A 16,010-nucleotide genomic window follows, 5' to 3' on the forward strand; every position below is an offset into this window, starting at 1 on the left:
GAAAGTCATTTTTCTTACAACAACCTAGGAAGGCTCTTGGCTGTCACTGACTTCCGACAGTGTTAATGTTCGGCCCTAGCTTTTGCATTTTCCAAAGGAAGCCTTTATGCCGGACGCGCAGTCCCTCAACGCGGGTTTTATGGTGGTTCACGGTAACCGCCTCGATGAACTGCGCAGCCTGGTTGTCAGTTGGATGCGGCGCTATCCACTGGCGCCCTTGGAGGACGAGATTGCCCTGGTACAGAGCAACGGCATCGCCCAGTGGTTGAAGCTGGCCCTGGCTGAAGATCCTCAAGATGACGATCTCGGCGGGTGCGGCATCGCCGCTGCGATAGACGTGCAATTGCCGGGCAGTTTCATGTGGCAGCTCTATCGCATGGTGCTGGGCCGCGACGAAATCCCTGCCACCTCCCTGCTGGACAAAGCGCCACTCACTTGGCGCCTGATGCGTCTTCTGCCCGAGCTGATCGACCAACCGTATTTTGAGCCGCTGCAACGCTTTCTGACCCACGACACCGATCTACGTAAACGCTATCAATTGGCCGAGCGCCTGGCCGACCTGTTTGACCAATACCAGGTCTACCGCGCCGACTGGCTTGAAGACTGGGCGGAAGGTCGGCACCAACTCAGAAACGTTCGCGGCGAACACAAGGCACTGGCCCCCGCCAATTGCTGGCAAGCGGAGCTTTGGCGGGCGCTGCTCGTCGATGTTGGTGAAGAGGGCATGGCGCAGAGTCGGGCCGGCGTCCATCAGCGTTATATCGAGCGGATCAACACCCTCGAGGTAGCGCCCAAAGGTTTACCATCCCGGGTAATTGTCTTCGGTATTTCTTCGCTGCCGGCCCAGGTGCTTGAGGCGCTCGCCGGATTGGCGCGTTTCAGCCAAGTATTGCTGTGTGTGCACAATCCTTGCCGTCACCATTGGGCCGACATCGTTGCCGACAAGGACCTGCTACGCCACCAGTACAAGCGGCAGGCCCGCAAGGTTGGCACTCCCGCGATCCTCGCCCCTGAGCTGTTGCACCAGCACGCCCATCCGCTTCTGGCAGCCTGGGGCAAACAAGGTCGCGACTACATCAATCTGCTCGACAGCTACGACGATCCGGGCAGCTATCGCTCGGCATTTCGCGACGGTCGTATTGACCTGTTCAGCGACAGTGATCCGAACACCCTGCTCAATCAATTGCAGGACGACATCCTTGAACTGCGCCCCCTGGACGAGACCCGAAAACACTGGCCTGCAGTCAATATCGAGACCGATCACTCCATCCGTTTTCACGTCGCTCACAGTGCTCAGCGCGAAGTGGAAATCCTCCATGACCAACTACTCGCTCGTTTCAGCGCCGACCCCGAGTTACGCCCCCGGGATGTGATTGTCATGGTGCCCGACGTCGACAGTTACGCGCCCCACATCCGCGCAGTGTTCGGCCAGTTGGAACGCCAGGATCCTCGCTTTATTCCCTTTACCTTGACCGATCAAGGGCAGCGCGGCCGTGACCCGCTGTTGATTGCGGTAGAGCATCTGCTCAAGCTGCCGGACAGCCGTTTTCCGGTCAGCGAGATTCTCGATTTGCTGGATGTTCCTGCCTTGCGTGCGCGGTTCGGCATCGAAGAGCGGGATCTGCCGACCCTGCATCGCTGGATCGAAGGTTCCGGTATCCGCTGGGGAATGAACGCGCAACAACGCGCAGGACTTGGCCTGCCGCAAGCACTGGAGCAAAACAGCTGGCATTTTGGTTTGCGGCGCATGTTGCTCGGATATGCAGTAGGGACGGGTGAGGCGTTCGACACCATCGAGCCCTATGACGAAATCGGTGGGCTTGATGCTGCGCTGATCGGCCCTTTGGTCGCGCTACTCGATGCGTTGGATGTCGCTCATCAGGAACTCTCGCAACCCGCCGCCCCCGAACAATGGGGAGTGCGTCTGCAAGCGCTGGTGTCGTTGTTCTTCGAGGCCTCGAACGAACATGACGAATACCTGCTGACTCAACTCGAAGAGCTCCGCGAAACCTGGCTTGAGACCTGCGATTCAGTCGGGTTGCAGGACGAATTGCCGCTGACCGTGGTGCGCGAAGCCTGGTTGGCAGGGCTTGATCAGGGGCGCTTGTCCCAGCGCTTCCTGGCCGGCGCCGTCAACTTCTGTACGCTGATGCCGATGCGCGCAATTCCGTTCAAATTGGTCTGCCTGTTGGGCATGAACGACGGTGATTACCCCCGTGCGCAGCCACCGCTCGACTTTGACCTGATGGGAAGCGATTACCGACCCGGTGACCGTTCTCGCCGTGAGGACGACCGTTACCTGTTGTTAGAGGCACTGCTCTCGGCGAGGGGGCAGTTGTACATCAGTTGGGTCGGACGCAGTATTCGGGATAACAGCGAACGTCCGGCGTCGGTGTTGATCGGCCAGTTGCGTGACCATCTCGCCAGTGGCTGGCACCTGCCCGAGGAAGACCAGGATCTGCTCGCGGCCATGACCCAGGAGCATCCCTTGCAGCCGTTCAGCGCGCGGTATTTCCATGCCGGGGACCCGTTGTTCAGCTACGCCAGTGAATGGCAATTGCTTCATCAATCCGAGATCCACGCCGCGCCGCCCGGGCGATTGGAGGCTTACGTACAGGAAGAGCCCCTTAGCTTCGGGCAGTTGCAGGATTTTCTTCGCCACCCTGTGCGGCATTTTTTCAGCCAGCGGCTGAAAGTGTTCTTTGAGGCCATCGAGGCTCCTCTGGCAGACGAAGAACCTTTCGTACTCGACGCGCTGGAGCGCTACAGCGTAAGCGGCAGTCTGCTGGACGCCGCGATGCTACGGCCCGATGAGCCTGACCAGGCACTGCAAGCGCAGGCCCTGCGTCTGCAAAACAGTGGCTTGTTGCCCATGGCGGGTTTCGGTCTATCGCTGCAACGTGAATTGATTGAGCCCTTACCGGATCTGTTGCGCCGCTATCAACAATTGCTCACGTTGTGGCCCATGCCGCTGACCAGCGCTTTACCCGTTGCGCTGGAGCTTCACGGTTTGCGTATCGAAGGTTGGCTCAGCGGTCTGCACCAGCGTGCCGACGGCGGCGTTTTGGCGGTTACCGCGATTCCAAACAGCATCGGCTCGATCAAGAGCCGCAAGTGGCACCGCCTCATCCGTCCCTGGGTCAATCACCTGGTGGCCTGTGCTAGCGGCTGGTCAATGACGACCGCCCTGGTGGCCAGCGATGACAGTCTGCTGCTGGCTCCGCTGAGCGAAAGTGCCGCGCTCGACATCCTTGGCAATCTGTTGCAAGCCTGGCAATCGGGAATGTGCCAGCCGCTGCCAGTGGCGGTGAAGACTGCATTCGCCTGGCTCAGTCAAACCGACCCCGCGAAAGCCGATGCCGCCGCCCGTAAAGCCTACGAAGGCGATGGCCAGACCACGGAAGGCGAGCGCCGCGAATCACCGGCGCTGGCTCGCCAGTTTGCCGATTACGATGCATTGATTGCAGACGAGATGTTCCCTGACTGGTGCGATGCACTTTATCGGCCATTGTTGGAAGCGCCGTGGCGATCACTGACTACGGAGGAGGCTCGCTCATGACCTCGCCAATGCCTCTGGCCCTCGGGTTCCCGCTCCACGGCAGTCAACTGATCGAAGCCAGTGCCGGCACGGGCAAGACCTTCACCATTTCGGCGTTGTATCTGCGTCTGGTCCTCGGTCATGGCGGCGAGCTCAACGGTTTTGGCCGCGAACTGCTGCCGCCGCAAATTCTGGTCGTGACCTTCACTGACGCGGCGACCAAAGAATTGCGTGATCGTATCCGCACTCGTCTAGCCGAAGCCGCGCGCTACTTCCGTAACGAAACACCGGCGCCGGACGGGTTGATCGAGCAACTGCGGGACCAGTTCACGCCAGAACAATGGCCGGGTTGTGCGAACCGTCTGGACATTGCTGCGCAGTGGATGGACGAGGCTGCGGTCTCGACGATTCACAGTTGGTGTCAGCGCATGCTGCGCGAGCACGCGTTCGACAGCGGCAGCCTGTTTACCCAAACCCTCGAGACCGATCACAGCGACCTGCTCGGTGAGGTGCTGCGCGATTACTGGCGACTGTTCTGTTATCCGATGGAGGGTGATGCGCTGAATTGGGTCCGCGCCAATCTGGGCGGCCCGGCGGCCCTGTTACCGCGTGTGCGCGGACTGTTCGCCAGCGCGCGCAACAACACCTCGACTCAAACCCCTGCTGAGCTGATCATCGCGAGCCTGCAACAGCGGCGCGCTACCTTGCTCGAACTGAAAATGCCTTGGCAGCAATGGGCCGATGAGTTGTTGGCGATCTGTCATCAAGGTGTGGCCAGCAAAAGTGTCGATGGGCGGAAGATGCAGGCGCGCTATTTTGAGCCCTGGTTCGAAAAGCTCCGCGCCTGGGCTGCAGACGAGGCACTTGAGTTGCTGGACATCGGCACCGGATTTACCCGCCTGACCCCGGAAGGGATGGCCGAAGCCTGGAAAGGCGAGGCGCCAAACCATCCGGGCCTGGACGCCATGCCGGGGCTCAAGGCCAGCCTGGATGCGCTGCCCACAGCGGACGCCGCGGTGCTGCAACACGCAGCGCAATGGGTGGGAACACGCTTTGAAGAAGAGAAGCGACGCCGCGCGGAAATGGGTTTCGACGACATGCTATTGCGCCTCGATGCCGCCCTCCAGGCGGAAGGCGGCGAGCGCCTGGCAACGGTGATTCGCGAACAGTTTCCCGTGGCGCTGATCGATGAATTCCAGGACACCGACCCGGTGCAGTACCGCATCTTCGAGAGCATCTACCGCATCGAGGAGAATAACCGTGAGTCCGGGCTGTTCCTGATTGGCGATCCGAAGCAGGCGATCTACGCCTTCCGTGGTGCGGACATCTACACCTACCTGCGCGCACGCCAGGCGACCACCGGCCGCTTGCACACATTGGGGACCAACTTCCGCTCCAGCCACGGCATGGTCGAAGCGGTGAACCATGTGTTCGAGCGTGCCGAGGCCCGCGAGCAAGGACGGGGGGCGTTCCTGTTCCGCGAACCGAACGGCGACAATCCGGTGCCATTCCTGCCAGTCGCGGCACAAGGCCGCAAGGAGCGGTTGCAGATCCATGGCCACGACGTCACTCAGCTTAATTTCTGGCACCTGTCCTCCGATCAACCGCTGTCCGGTGCCACCTACCGGCAGCAATTGGCGGCCACCTGTGCCACCGAGATCGCCGGACTGCTCAATGGCGGGCTGCAAGGCCGGGTTGGCTTCGCCGAGGATGGCAAGCCGTTGCGCGGCGTGTTGCCTGCGGATGTCGCCATTCTGGTGCGCGATGGCAAAGAGGCCCAGGCCGTACGCGACGAACTGACGGCCCGTGGTGTGCGCAGCGTCTACCTGTCGGACAAGGATTCGGTGTTCGCCGCCCAGGAAGCTCGAGACCTGTTGACCTGGCTCAAGGCGTGCGCCGAGCCCGATGCCGAGCGCCCGTTGCGTGCGGCCCTGGCCAGTCTCACCCTCAACCTGCCGCTGCTCGAACTTGAGCGCTTGAACCAGGACGAACTCGCCTGGGAAGCACGGGTCATGCAATTTCGCCGCTATCGTGACATCTGGCGTGTGCAAGGCGTGTTGCCGATGCTGCGGCGCCTGCTACACGATTTCCATCTGCCTCAAGCCTTGGTGGTGCGCAATGACGGCGAGCGCGTGCTGACCAATTTGCTGCACCTCTCAGAGCTGCTGCAACAAGCGGCTTCGGAGTTGGACGGCGAACAAGCGTTGATCCGGCATTTGTCCGAGCATTTGGCATTGTCCGGGCAGGCGGGTGAAGAGCAGATTCTGCGCCTGGAAAGCGATGAGCAATTGGTGAAAGTGGTCACCATCCACAAATCCAAAGGCCTCGAATACCCGTTGGTGTTCCTGCCGTTCGCATGTTCAGCGAAACCGGTGGATGGCAGTCGATTGCCGTTGCACTATCACGACGCCCAGGGCAACGCCCAAGTGACGTTGCAGCCGAACGCAGAGCTGATCGCGCTGGCTGACGACGAGCGCCTGGCTGAAGATTTGCGTCTGCTGTATGTCGCGCTGACCCGAGCCCGTCACGCACTGTGGCTGGGTGTAGCCGACCTCAAGCGCGGCAACAACAACCAGTCGGTGTTGCACTTGTCAGCGCTAGGTTACCTGCTGGGTGGCGGTGTGCCGGTGGCCGAATCCGCCGGCCTGAAACGCTGGCTGGAGGCCTTGCAACAGGGCTGTCCGGCCATCAGCTATCAACCTCTGCCGGAAGCGACCAGCAACGCTTATCGTCCACCGCGTAGCGAGGCCTTGCTGCTGGCGTCGTTGATACCGACACGCAAAGCCAGCGAGAACTGGTGGATTGCTTCTTACAGCGCGTTGCGCATTAGCGACATCCTCAGCCCCGGCAGCACCGAAGCGCCGGAGAGCCCGCAGGCCCAAAAGCTCTTCGATGATGAGCGACTGGATCCCGATGCTCCTCGTGAAGTGGTCAGCACGGGAGGCGATATCCATCGCTTCCCCCGCGGTCCGAACCCAGGCACCTTCCTGCATGGTTTGCTCGAATGGGCCGGGGGTGAGGGCTTCAAGGCCGATCCGCAGTCCGTCAGGGACGCGGTGGCCCGCCGCTGCAATCGGCGTGGCTGGGATGGCTGGATCCCGACCCTGACCGGTTGGCTGCAAGACATGCTGACGGTGCCCTTGCGCGTCGGGTCGGGAGAGCCGCCGGTGGTGCTTGAGGCGCTCACCCAGTATCAGGTCGAGATGGAATTCTGGTTCGCCAGTCACAAGGTCGACGTGCTCAAGCTCGACGAGCGCGTGCGTCACTTCACCCACAACGGTGTCGCCCGAGTGGCGGCGGAGCCGGTGCTGCTCAACGGCATGTTCAAGGGGTTTATCGACCTTACGTTCGAGCATCAGGGGCGTTATTACGTGGCGGACTACAAGTCCAACTGGCTCGGGGTCGACGACCAGGCATACACCGAACAAGCCATGGAGCAGTCGATTCTCGACAATCGATATGACCTGCAATATGTCCTGTACTTGTTGGCGCTGCATCGCCAATTGAAAGCGCGGCTGGTTGACTACGATTACGACCGCCATGTCGGCGGCGCGCTGTATCTGTTCTTACGGGGCACGCGCGCGCAGAGCCAGGGCGCTTACTTTGTCCGGCCGCCGCGGCAATTGATCGAAGAACTCGATTACCTGTTCCAGGGCAAACCACAAACCAAACTCGAGCCCGCGTGGGAACAGGGAGTCTTGCTATGAGCCGTTCCTTCGCCGACCTTCTGCCGACAGCGATGGCGCAGCAGGCCCTTGCCGACCTCGCGCCCTTGACCCATGGCGCTGACTTGATGCTGCTGCTCACCCATTGGGTCGAGCGCGGTTGGTTGCGGGCGCTGGATAAAGCCTTCGTGGCTTTCCTGCATGAGCGGGCACCACACGACGAACTGCTGGTGCTGTTGGCGGCAGCGCTGACCAGTCACCAGCTCGGCCATGGACATGTCTGCCTCGACCTGTTCGAGACGCTGAAGGAGCCGGACTTCGCTCTGTCGTTACCGCCCGAGGGGGACGTGACAAGCGGCGCAATGTTGTTGCCTTCACAATTGCTAGAAACGGTGGACGGCGCCCATTGGTGCAAGGTCCTGGCCGCAAGTGAGTTGGTAGCGCTGGCCGCCGATGGCCGGGAGTCGGTGCAGCAGCGCCCGTTAGTGCTCTCGGGCAAGCGGCTGTATCTGCGCCGCTACTGGAATTATGAGCGGCGCATTGATGCCGCGCTTCGTCAGCGTCTGGCCACTGGAGAAGCCACGCCGGCGGATCTGGCGGAACGCCTGACCGGGTTGTTCGGTCCTGCAACACCGGGCGGCGTGATCGACTGGCAAAAACTCGCCTGCGCCCTGGCGACCCGCGGAGCGTTCAGCATCGTGACCGGCGGACCTGGTACCGGTAAAACCACCACGGTCGTGCGTTTGCTCGCCTTGCTCCAGGCGCCTGCGGTGGCGACCGGCGAGCCCTTGCGTATCCGTCTCGCAGCGCCGACCGGCAAGGCCGCCGCGCGCTTGACCGAATCCATCAGCCAACAGGTTCGCAACCTGGAAGTCAGCGCTGAAGTCCGTGAGCGCATCCCCAGCGACGTCACCACTGTGCACCGCTTGCTGGGCAGTCGTCCCGGCACGCGACACTTCCGCCATCACGCGGGCAATCTGTTGCCGCTGGACGTGCTGGTGGTGGACGAAGCGTCGATGATCGACCTGGAGATGATGGCCAATCTGCTCGACGCCTTGCCCGCCCACGCCCGATTGGTGCTGCTGGGCGACAAGGATCAATTGGCCTCGGTAGAGGCCGGCGCTGTCCTCGGGGATCTGTGTCGCGATGCCGAGGCCGGTTGGTACAGCGCACAGACCCGCCAGTGGCTGGAATCTGTCAGCGGCGAACGGCTTGAGGGCAGCGGCTTGCAACAGGATGACCAGGGTGAGCATCCGCTAGCCCAGCAAGTGGTCATGTTGCGTCACTCGCGCCGCTTCGGTGAAGGCAGCGGGATTGGTCAGCTGGCGCGTTGGGTCAACCAGCAGCGGCCTGATGAGGCCCGCCAGCTGTTGGCTGCACGCACCCACGCCGATCTGTCCTCTTTGAGCCTCAAGGGCGAACACGATCATGCTCTGGAGCGGCTGTTGCTCGAAGGCAAGCCCGAGGGGCCACAAGGCTATCGGCATTACCTGAACCTGTTGCGCGAGCAGCGTCCCGCCGGTGACCGCGCACTCACTGATCCATGCTGGACGACATGGGCCCGAACGGTGCTCGAGGCGTTCGACGCCTTCCAATTGTTGTGCGCCGTGCGCAAGGGCCCTTGGGGCGTGGAAGGCCTCAACCAACGAATCACCGCGGCACTGCTCAGGGCTCGGCTCATCGACAGCGACCAGCAATGGTACGAAGGCCGGCCGGTGTTGATGGCCCGCAACGACTACGGTTTGGGTTTGATGAACGGCGACATCGGCATTGCCCTGAAGCTGCCGGAACTCGACGGGCCTGAGGCGGGCAAGCAAGTATTGCGCGTCGCATTCCCGCGCAACGACGGCCAGGGCGGCGTGCGGTTTGTGTTGCCGAGCCGACTCAACGACGTCGAAACCGTGTACGCCATGACGGTGCACAAGTCCCAAGGCTCGGAGTTCGCGCACACCGCGTTGATCCTGCCGGACGCCTTGAATCCGGTGCTGACCAAGGAGCTGATCTACACCGGCATCACTCGGGCCAAGCACTGGTTCAGCTTGATCGAGCCGCGCACGGGGGTGTTCGAGGAGGCGGTGCGGCGCAAGGTTAAACGGCTCAGTGGGCTGATGCTGGAACTGGGAGCGAGCGACTGACGCGCGGCGATCGTCGGGAAGAGACAAGGTCTGCGCCAACTAATCGGCAAACACCATTTCCCGACTCTCGCCCATCAACAGCGCCTGGTTCTGCTCAGTCACCTCCCTGATGTAATCCCACAACAGGGTGATCCGCTTGAGCTTGCGCAGGTCCTCGCGGCAGTACATCCAGAATTGCCGAGTGATGTTGATGTCCTGCGCCAGTACCGGCAGCAAGCGAGGGTCCTGAGCGGCGAGGAAGCAGGGCAGGATCGCCAGTGAGCGGCCTTGCTGCGCGGCGACGAACTGTGCGATTACGCTGGTGCTGCGCAGGTTGGCGCTGGCGCCGGGCAGTACGTTGGCCAAGTACAGCAGCTCTGAACTGAACGCCAGGTCATCCACGTAACTGATAAATGAATGCTTGCTCAAGTCGGACGGGCGACGGATCGGTGGGTGCTGGTCCAGGTATTCCTGGGTCGCATACAACTGCAACCGGTAGTCACACAGTTTGCAGCAGACGTAGGGCCCGTGTTCCGGGCGTTCGAGGGCGATGACGATGTCGGCTTCACGCTTGGACAGGCTGATGAAGTGCGGCAGCGGCAAGATGTCCACCGAGATGGCCGGGTAGGCATCGACGAAGTGACTCAACTGCGGGGTGATGAAAAAACTGCCAAACCCTTCGGTGCAACCCATTCGCACGTGTCCCGACAGCGCCACGCCGGAGCCGGACACTTGCTCGCAGGCCATGTGCAGCGTGCTTTCAATCGACTCGGCATAACCGAGCAGCCGCTGACCTTCGGCAGTCAACACAAAGCCATTGGTCCGCGATTTTTCGAACAGCAGCGTGCCCAACGCACTTTCCAGCGAGCTGATGCGCCGCGACACGGTGGTGTAGTCCACCGCCAGGCGCTTGGCCGCGGTGCTGGCCTTGCGGGTGCGGGCCACTTCGAGGAAAAACTTCAAGTCGTCCCAGTTCAGCGACCCGAGGGAGGTGATGTTTTTTTGCATGATGGACCGGCTTTTATGTGCGTTCTTATTAGAAGTTTGCACATCTATACTCCAAAAACCGTTCGACGACCAAACTGTGTCACCCGCCTCATCACAAGGCGAACTTCTCGCCTTGGCTCCCTGATAACAATAAATCCAGGAGAACCCCATGAACGCATCCCTTACGCCTGACGAAACCACCGTGCAAAAGGTCAAGCTGTTGATCAACGGTGAGTGGGTCGAGTCCCAGACCACCGAGTGGCAGGACATCGTCAACCCGGCAACCCAGCAAGTGCTGGCCAAAGTACCCTTTGCCACCGCGTCCGAAGTCGACGCCGCCATCGCCGCCGCGCACCGCGCCTTCCAGACCTGGAAGCTGACGCCGATCGGCGCGCGCATGCGCATCATGCTCAAGCTGCAGGCGCTGATTCGTGAACACTCCAAACGCATCGCCGTAGTCCTGAGCGCCGAGCAGGGCAAGACCATTGCCGATGCCGAGGGTGATATTTTTCGCGGCCTCGAAGTCGTCGAACACGCCTGCTCCATCGGCACTCTGCAAATGGGTGAGTTTGCCGAGAACGTCGCTGGCGGTGTCGATACCTACACCCTGCGCCAACCGATCGGCGTCTGCGCCGGCATCACGCCCTTCAACTTCCCGGCAATGATTCCGCTGTGGATGTTCCCGATGGCCATCGCCTGCGGCAACACCTTCGTGCTCAAGCCGTCCGAGCAGGACCCGATGTCCACCATGCTGTTGGTGGAACTGGCGGTCGAAGCCGGCGTTCCGGCCGGTGTGCTGAACGTGGTGCATGGCGGCAAGGACGTGGTGGATGCGCTGTGCACTCACCAGGACATCAAGGCTGTGTCATTCGTCGGCTCCACTGCCGTCGGCACTCACGTCTACGACCTGGCGGGCAAACACGGCAAACGCGTGCAGTCGATGATGGGCGCCAAGAATCACGCCGTGGTACTGCCGGACGCTAATCGTGAGCAAACCCTGAATGCCTTGGTCGGCGCCGGGTTCGGTGCGGCCGGGCAACGCTGCATGGCCACCTCGGTGGTGGTGCTGGTGGGGGCCGCCAAACAGTGGCTGCCGGACCTCAAGGCCCTGGCGCAAAAACTCAGCGTAAATGCCGGCAGCGAGCCGGGCACTGACGTCGGGCCAGTCATTTCCAAACGGGCCAAGGCGCGGATTCTGGATCTGATCGAAAGCGGCATCAAGGAAGGCGCCAAACTCGAGCTCGATGGCCGTGACATCAAAGTCGCGGGCTACGAGCAAGGCAACTTCGTCGGCCCGACCCTGTTCTCCGGGGTGAAAACCGACATGCAGATTTACACCCAGGAAATTTTCGGCCCGGTGCTGGTGGTGCTGGAAGTCGACACCCTCGATCAAGCCATTGCCCTGGTCAACGCTAATCCGTTTGGCAACGGCACGGGCCTGTTCACCCAGAGCGGCGCCGCCGCACGCAAGTTCCAGACTGAAATCGATGTCGGCCAGGTCGGCATCAACATCCCGATTCCAGTGCCAGTGCCGTTCTTCAGCTTCACCGGTTCCCGCGGTTCGAAACTGGGCGATCTCGGTCCGTACGGCAAGCAAGTGGTGCAGTTCTACACCCAGACCAAGACCGTTACGTCTCGTTGGTTCGATGACGACAGCGTCAACGATGGTGTGAACACCACGATCAACCTGCGTTGAGGAGGCGGACATGAAGATTGCATTTATCGGCCTCGGCAACATGGGCGCACCGATGGCGCGCAACCTGTTGAAGGCGGGGCATTCGCTGAATCTGTTCGACCTGAACCAGACCGTGCTCGCCGAGCTGGCGCAACTGGGCGGGACCATCAGCACCTCGCCGAAAGCTGCCGCCACCGACGTGCAACTGGTGATCACCATGCTGCCCGCCGCCGCGCATGTGCGCAGCGTCTGGCTCGGTGAAGACGGCGTGCTGGCGGGCATTGGCAAGGACGTGCCGGCGGTGGATTGCAGCACCATCGATCCGCAGACCGCCCGCGAAGTCGCCGCCGCTGCCGCCAAGCAAGGCGTGGCCATGGCGGATGCGCCGGTATCCGGCGGCACCGGCGGCGCGGCGGCCGGCACCCTGACCTTTATGGTCGGCGGCACTGCCGCACTGTTTGCGACCTTGCAACCGGTGCTGGCGCAGATGGGCCGCAACATCGTCCATTGCGGCGAGGTTGGCACCGGGCAAATCGCCAAGATCTGCAACAACCTGTTGCTGGGGATTTCCATGGTTGGCGTCAGCGAAGCCATGGCCCTGGGCAATGCCTTGGGTATCGACACCGGCGTGCTGGCGGGCATCATCAACAGTTCGACCGGGCGTTGCTGGAGTTCGGACACCTACAACCCGTGGCCGGGGATCATCGAAACGGCGCCCGCCGCCCGGGGATACACCGGCGGTTTCGGCGCAGACTTGATGCTCAAGGATCTGGGGCTCGCCACCGAAGCGGCGCGCCAGGCGCATCAACCGGTGGTGCTCGGTGCCGTGGCCCAGCAGTTGTATCAGGCCATGAGCCTGCGCGGGGAAGGTGGGCTGGATTTCTCGGCGATCATCAACAGCTATCGCAAGCCTCAATGAGTTGAGGCGTTTTCCGGGGAACCGCGTCGGGCGGTTCCCCGGGTTTTTGCCAACCGCTGAACGGTCAGGCGAAGACGAAATACTTACGCACGGTTTCCACCACTTCCCAAGTGCCTTTCATTCCCGGCTCAACGACGAAAATATCCCCGGCCCGCAAGTGGATCGGCTCTTTGCCCTCTGGGGTGATGATGCAGTAGCCCTCGCGGAAATCGCAGTATTCCCACTTCACGTATTCCACATACCACTTGCCCGGCGTGCAGATCCAGGTGCCCATGATTTTGCTGCCGTCCTCGCTGGTGTAGGCGTTGAGGTTGACGGTGTGCGGATCGCCTTCGAGTTTTTCCCATTTGCAGGCATCGAGCACCGGCAGTGGATGGGTGTCGCGCAGAACGGTAATCGGTGGATTGGCCATATGGGCTCCGGGCAGTGGGGACGAACGAACTCGCACCCTATAGCGCCGTGCCCTCGGTCAGTTGTCTGGAGTCGACATTGAGCTGTCCATAAGCGCGCATTGGTTTGGGCGCAGTGCGTCGAGCAAGGCCCGCGCGTAGGCCGGCAAGTGCTGGAAGTCCTTTGCGCAGAGCAGCAGCCGGCGTTGCGCCCAGGTTTCGCTGAGTGCCACGAACGTGATGCCGGGCTCATGGCCGCGTCGTTCGATAGCCGCCAGCGGCACGACCGCCAGTCCGGCGCCACGGGCGACCATGCGGATCACGCCGTCGAAACCGTCAGCGCGAACCCGAATCTGCATGCGCCGCCCGACATGCAGCGCTTGCTCCTCGAGATAAATCGCCAGGGCACTGTTGGCGTTGAGGCCGACGTAGTCGTCGTGCAGGGTGTCGGCGAATGAAAGCGCGCGGCCATCAGCCAGCGTGTGGCAGGCAGGCAGGATCAGCACCAGCGGATCGTCGCGGAACGGGCAGGTCTGGAGACCGCCGGTGTCCACCGCATCGGACACGATCCCCAACTCCGCGGTGCCCTGCCGCAGGGCGTGGGTGATGCGCGAACTCGGCAGTTCCTGCACATCGATATCGAGGTTGGGATGCTCGCGCAGAAAATCCGCGAGCATCTCCGGCAGGTATTCGGTCATTGCCGTGGTATTGCACAACAAACGTACCTGGCCCTTGGTCCCGTTGGCGTACTCGGCGAGGTCTTGCTGCATGCGTTCGGCCTGCTGCAGCAACAACCGCGCATGCCGGGCCAAAGCCTTGCCCGCGGCGGTCGGGCTGACGCCACGGCGGCCGCGCTGCAGGAACTCGACACCTAAGGAGGCTTCCATCGCGCGAATGCGCGCACTGGCGGCGGCCAGGGACAAATGGCTGCGAGCCGCGCCGGCGGTGATGTTGCCAGCGTCGAGGATGTGCAGGTAGAGGCGCAGGTCGGTGAGGTCGAAGTGCATATCTACAGCCTTAAATGGATGGTTGGACTTCGCAAACCCTGTGGGAGCGGGCTTGCCCGCGAAGGGGTCAGCAGCCTCACTGAAAATACCAGACTCTTTATAAACAAGAGGCAGCCTCAACACATCCCACATTTTCAAACCGCCGGCTAAGCCCCACGATAACGCCCATGAATACCTTTATAGCGTTCTACCAAAACCTCGGTCTGGCATTGACCTTGCTGGTGATCGGCACTTTCCTCCTGGCCGGTACCATCAAAGGTGTGATCGGCCTCGGCCTGCCGACCGTGGCGATGGGGTTGCTCGGCCTGGCTATGATGCCGGCGCAGGCAGCCGCTTTGCTGATCATTCCTGCGACCCTGACCAATGTCTGGCAATTGGCGTTTGGCGGGCATTTGCAAGGCCTGATCAAACGTCTGTGGCCGATGCTGCTGGCGATTTTTATCGGCACCGGCGCCGGGACGCTGTGGATCGGCATGGCGGGCGGGCATTGGGTGGTGCGCGCGTTGGGCGCGGCGCTGTTGCTCTACGCCTTGAGCGGTTTGTTCTTGCCGACGCTGAAGGTCCGGCCAGACTCTGAGCGCTGGGCGGGCCCCGTGTGCGGTTTGCTGACCGGCGTGATCACTTCGGCCACTGGTGTATTCGTGATCCCGGCCGTTCCGTATTTGCAAGCGCTCGGCCTGAACAAGGATGAGCTAGTGCAGGCGTTGGGCTTGTCATTCACGGTATCGACCCTGGCCTTGGCTGCCGGGCTGTTATGGCGCGGCGACCTCGGCGGTGGCGAGCTGACGGCTTCACTGCTGGCGCTGATTCCGGCGGTGCTGGGCATGTGGCTGGGGCAGTGGCTGCGGCAGCGGATCAGCGCGCCGGTGTTCAAGCGCGTGTTCTTCGTCGGCCTCGGTGCGCTGGGTGCGCACCTGTTGATCAGCGGCTGACGGTGCAGGCTGAAACAACAATCAATGGTCAATTCTTGCGCATGGGTCAAAAGATATTTGTCGGATTGCAGCTTACTCCGCGCGAGGCGGGTCGATAGGCTGCCGTCATCAAAACTCTGACCCTTCCCGAGAATCCCCATGAAAAAAGTCCTCTTGCTCAATGGCGGTAAACAATTCGCTCACTCCGACGGTCGTTACAACGCCACTCTGCATGAAGCCGCGCTCAGCCTGCTGGATCGCGGCGGTATCGACGTCAAGACCACGTTTATCGACGAGGGCTATGACCTCGCCGAGGAAGTCGCCAAATACCTGTGGGCCGACGTGATTATTTATCAGATGCCAGGCTGGTGGATGGGCGCGCCCTGGACCGTGAAGAAGTACCTCGACGAAGTCTTCACCGAAGGTTACGGCAGCCTCTACGCCAACGATGGTCGCACCCGTTCCGATGCTTCGCAGAAATACGGCAGCGGCGGCATGGTCCATGGCAAGCAGTACATGCTATCGCTGACCTGGAATGCGCCGCAGCAAGCCTTCGACGACCCGACTGACTTCTTCGAAGGCAAGGGCGTGGACGCCGTCTACTTCCCGTTTCACAAGGCCAACGAGTTTCTCGGCATGACCAGTCTGCCGACCTTCCTGGCGGTTGACGTGATGAAGCGGCCGAACATCGAAGCGGACGTGGCCCGATACCAACAGCATTTGACTGAGGTGTTCGGCCTCAAGGCGTGACGCTCGGCTATTATCGATGAGCTGGGCAGCGGGACCATTTCGCGGTCCAGCGGGA

10 protein-coding genes are annotated in these 16,010 nt (G+C 61.7%); 7 read left to right on the plus strand and 3 right to left on the minus strand.

Annotation, left to right across the window (positions count from 1 at the left end; translation table 11 throughout):
- Positions 1-106: 106 nt before the first annotated feature.
- The 3 genes from recC to recD are packed head-to-tail and all read left to right on the plus strand — an operon-like array spanning position 107 to position 9,338.
- A complete protein-coding gene (recC, locus tag RG836_RS17025) occupies positions 107-3,559 on the plus strand; it encodes an exodeoxyribonuclease V subunit gamma (protein WP_310847741.1) in 3,453 nt (1,150 codons plus the stop codon).
- On the plus strand, positions 3,556-7,245 hold the full coding sequence (gene recB, locus RG836_RS17030) for an exodeoxyribonuclease V subunit beta (RefSeq protein ID WP_310847742.1): 3,690 nt from the start codon (positions 3,556-3,558) through the stop codon (positions 7,243-7,245). Before recC ends, recB begins: the two co-directional genes overlap by 4 nt.
- Positions 7,242-9,338 carry an exodeoxyribonuclease V subunit alpha gene (gene recD, locus RG836_RS17035; protein ID WP_310847744.1) on the plus strand — a complete coding sequence of 699 codons (2,097 nt, stop codon included), beginning with the start codon at positions 7,242-7,244 and terminating at the stop codon, positions 9,336-9,338. Before recB ends, recD begins: the two co-directional genes overlap by 4 nt.
- A gap of 39 nt (positions 9,339-9,377) precedes the next feature.
- On the opposite strand, the gene RG836_RS17040 is transcribed toward recD, so the two are convergent.
- Positions 9,378-10,325: a LysR family transcriptional regulator gene (locus tag RG836_RS17040; RefSeq protein ID WP_310847745.1), complete on the minus strand. Its 948-nt coding sequence runs from the start codon at positions 10,323-10,325 to the stop codon at positions 9,378-9,380.
- A gap of 148 nt (positions 10,326-10,473) precedes the next feature.
- Here RG836_RS17040 and RG836_RS17045 point away from each other — a divergent pair, with 148 nt between their 5' ends.
- A complete protein-coding gene (locus tag RG836_RS17045; RefSeq protein WP_310847746.1) occupies positions 10,474-12,000 on the plus strand; it encodes a CoA-acylating methylmalonate-semialdehyde dehydrogenase in 1,527 nt (508 codons plus the stop codon).
- A gap of 10 nt (positions 12,001-12,010) precedes the next feature.
- Positions 12,011-12,898: a 3-hydroxyisobutyrate dehydrogenase gene (gene mmsB, locus RG836_RS17050; RefSeq protein ID WP_310847748.1), complete on the plus strand. Its 888-nt coding sequence runs from the start codon at positions 12,011-12,013 to the stop codon at positions 12,896-12,898.
- Positions 12,899-12,962: 64 nt separating this feature from the next.
- On the opposite strand, the gene RG836_RS17055 is transcribed toward mmsB, so the two are convergent.
- The gene (locus RG836_RS17055; RefSeq protein WP_310847749.1) at positions 12,963-13,310 is read right to left on the minus strand and encodes a cupin domain-containing protein; all 348 of its coding nucleotides are present in this window, start codon (positions 13,308-13,310) and stop codon (positions 12,963-12,965) included.
- 57 nt (positions 13,311-13,367) lie between these two features.
- Entirely contained in the window at positions 13,368-14,294 is a 927-nt protein-coding gene (locus tag RG836_RS17060; RefSeq protein ID WP_310847751.1) for a LysR family transcriptional regulator, read from the minus strand.
- A gap of 167 nt (positions 14,295-14,461) precedes the next feature.
- Here RG836_RS17060 and RG836_RS17065 point away from each other — a divergent pair, with 167 nt between their 5' ends.
- Together RG836_RS17065 and mdaB are read left to right on the plus strand one after the other, a co-directional pair.
- Entirely contained in the window at positions 14,462-15,226 is a 765-nt protein-coding gene (locus RG836_RS17065; RefSeq protein WP_310847754.1) for a sulfite exporter TauE/SafE family protein, read from the plus strand.
- A 138-nt stretch (positions 15,227-15,364) separates the two neighbouring features.
- The gene (gene mdaB, locus RG836_RS17070; protein ID WP_310847755.1) at positions 15,365-15,955 is read left to right on the plus strand and encodes an NADPH:quinone oxidoreductase MdaB; all 591 of its coding nucleotides are present in this window, start codon (positions 15,365-15,367) and stop codon (positions 15,953-15,955) included.
- The last annotated feature ends 55 nt before the right edge of the window (positions 15,956-16,010 follow it).

The organism is Pseudomonas rhizozeae (assembly GCF_031583775.1).
In the GTDB taxonomy this organism is placed as follows: Bacteria; Pseudomonadota; Gammaproteobacteria; order Pseudomonadales; family Pseudomonadaceae; genus Aquipseudomonas.

Bases quoted from the DNA above. Each gene is read 5' to 3' on its own strand.
- recC (WP_310847741.1), top strand. From the start codon at position 107: ATGCCGGACGCGCAGTCCCTCAACGCGGGTTTTATGGTGGTTCACGGT.
- recB (WP_310847742.1), top strand. From the start codon at position 3,556: ATGACCTCGCCAATGCCTCTGGCCCTCGGGTTCCCGCTCCACGGCAGT.
- recD (WP_310847744.1), top strand. From the start codon at position 7,242: ATGAGCCGTTCCTTCGCCGACCTTCTGCCGACAGCGATGGCGCAGCAG.
- RG836_RS17040 (WP_310847745.1), bottom strand. From the start codon at position 10,325: ATGCAAAAAAACATCACCTCCCTCGGGTCGCTGAACTGGGACGACTTG.
- RG836_RS17045 (WP_310847746.1), top strand. From the start codon at position 10,474: ATGAACGCATCCCTTACGCCTGACGAAACCACCGTGCAAAAGGTCAAG.
- mmsB (WP_310847748.1), top strand. From the start codon at position 12,011: ATGAAGATTGCATTTATCGGCCTCGGCAACATGGGCGCACCGATGGCG.
- RG836_RS17055 (WP_310847749.1), bottom strand. From the start codon at position 13,310: ATGGCCAATCCACCGATTACCGTTCTGCGCGACACCCATCCACTGCCG.
- RG836_RS17060 (WP_310847751.1), bottom strand. From the start codon at position 14,294: ATGCACTTCGACCTCACCGACCTGCGCCTCTACCTGCACATCCTCGAC.
- RG836_RS17065 (WP_310847754.1), top strand. From the start codon at position 14,462: ATGAATACCTTTATAGCGTTCTACCAAAACCTCGGTCTGGCATTGACC.
- mdaB (WP_310847755.1), top strand. From the start codon at position 15,365: ATGAAAAAAGTCCTCTTGCTCAATGGCGGTAAACAATTCGCTCACTCC.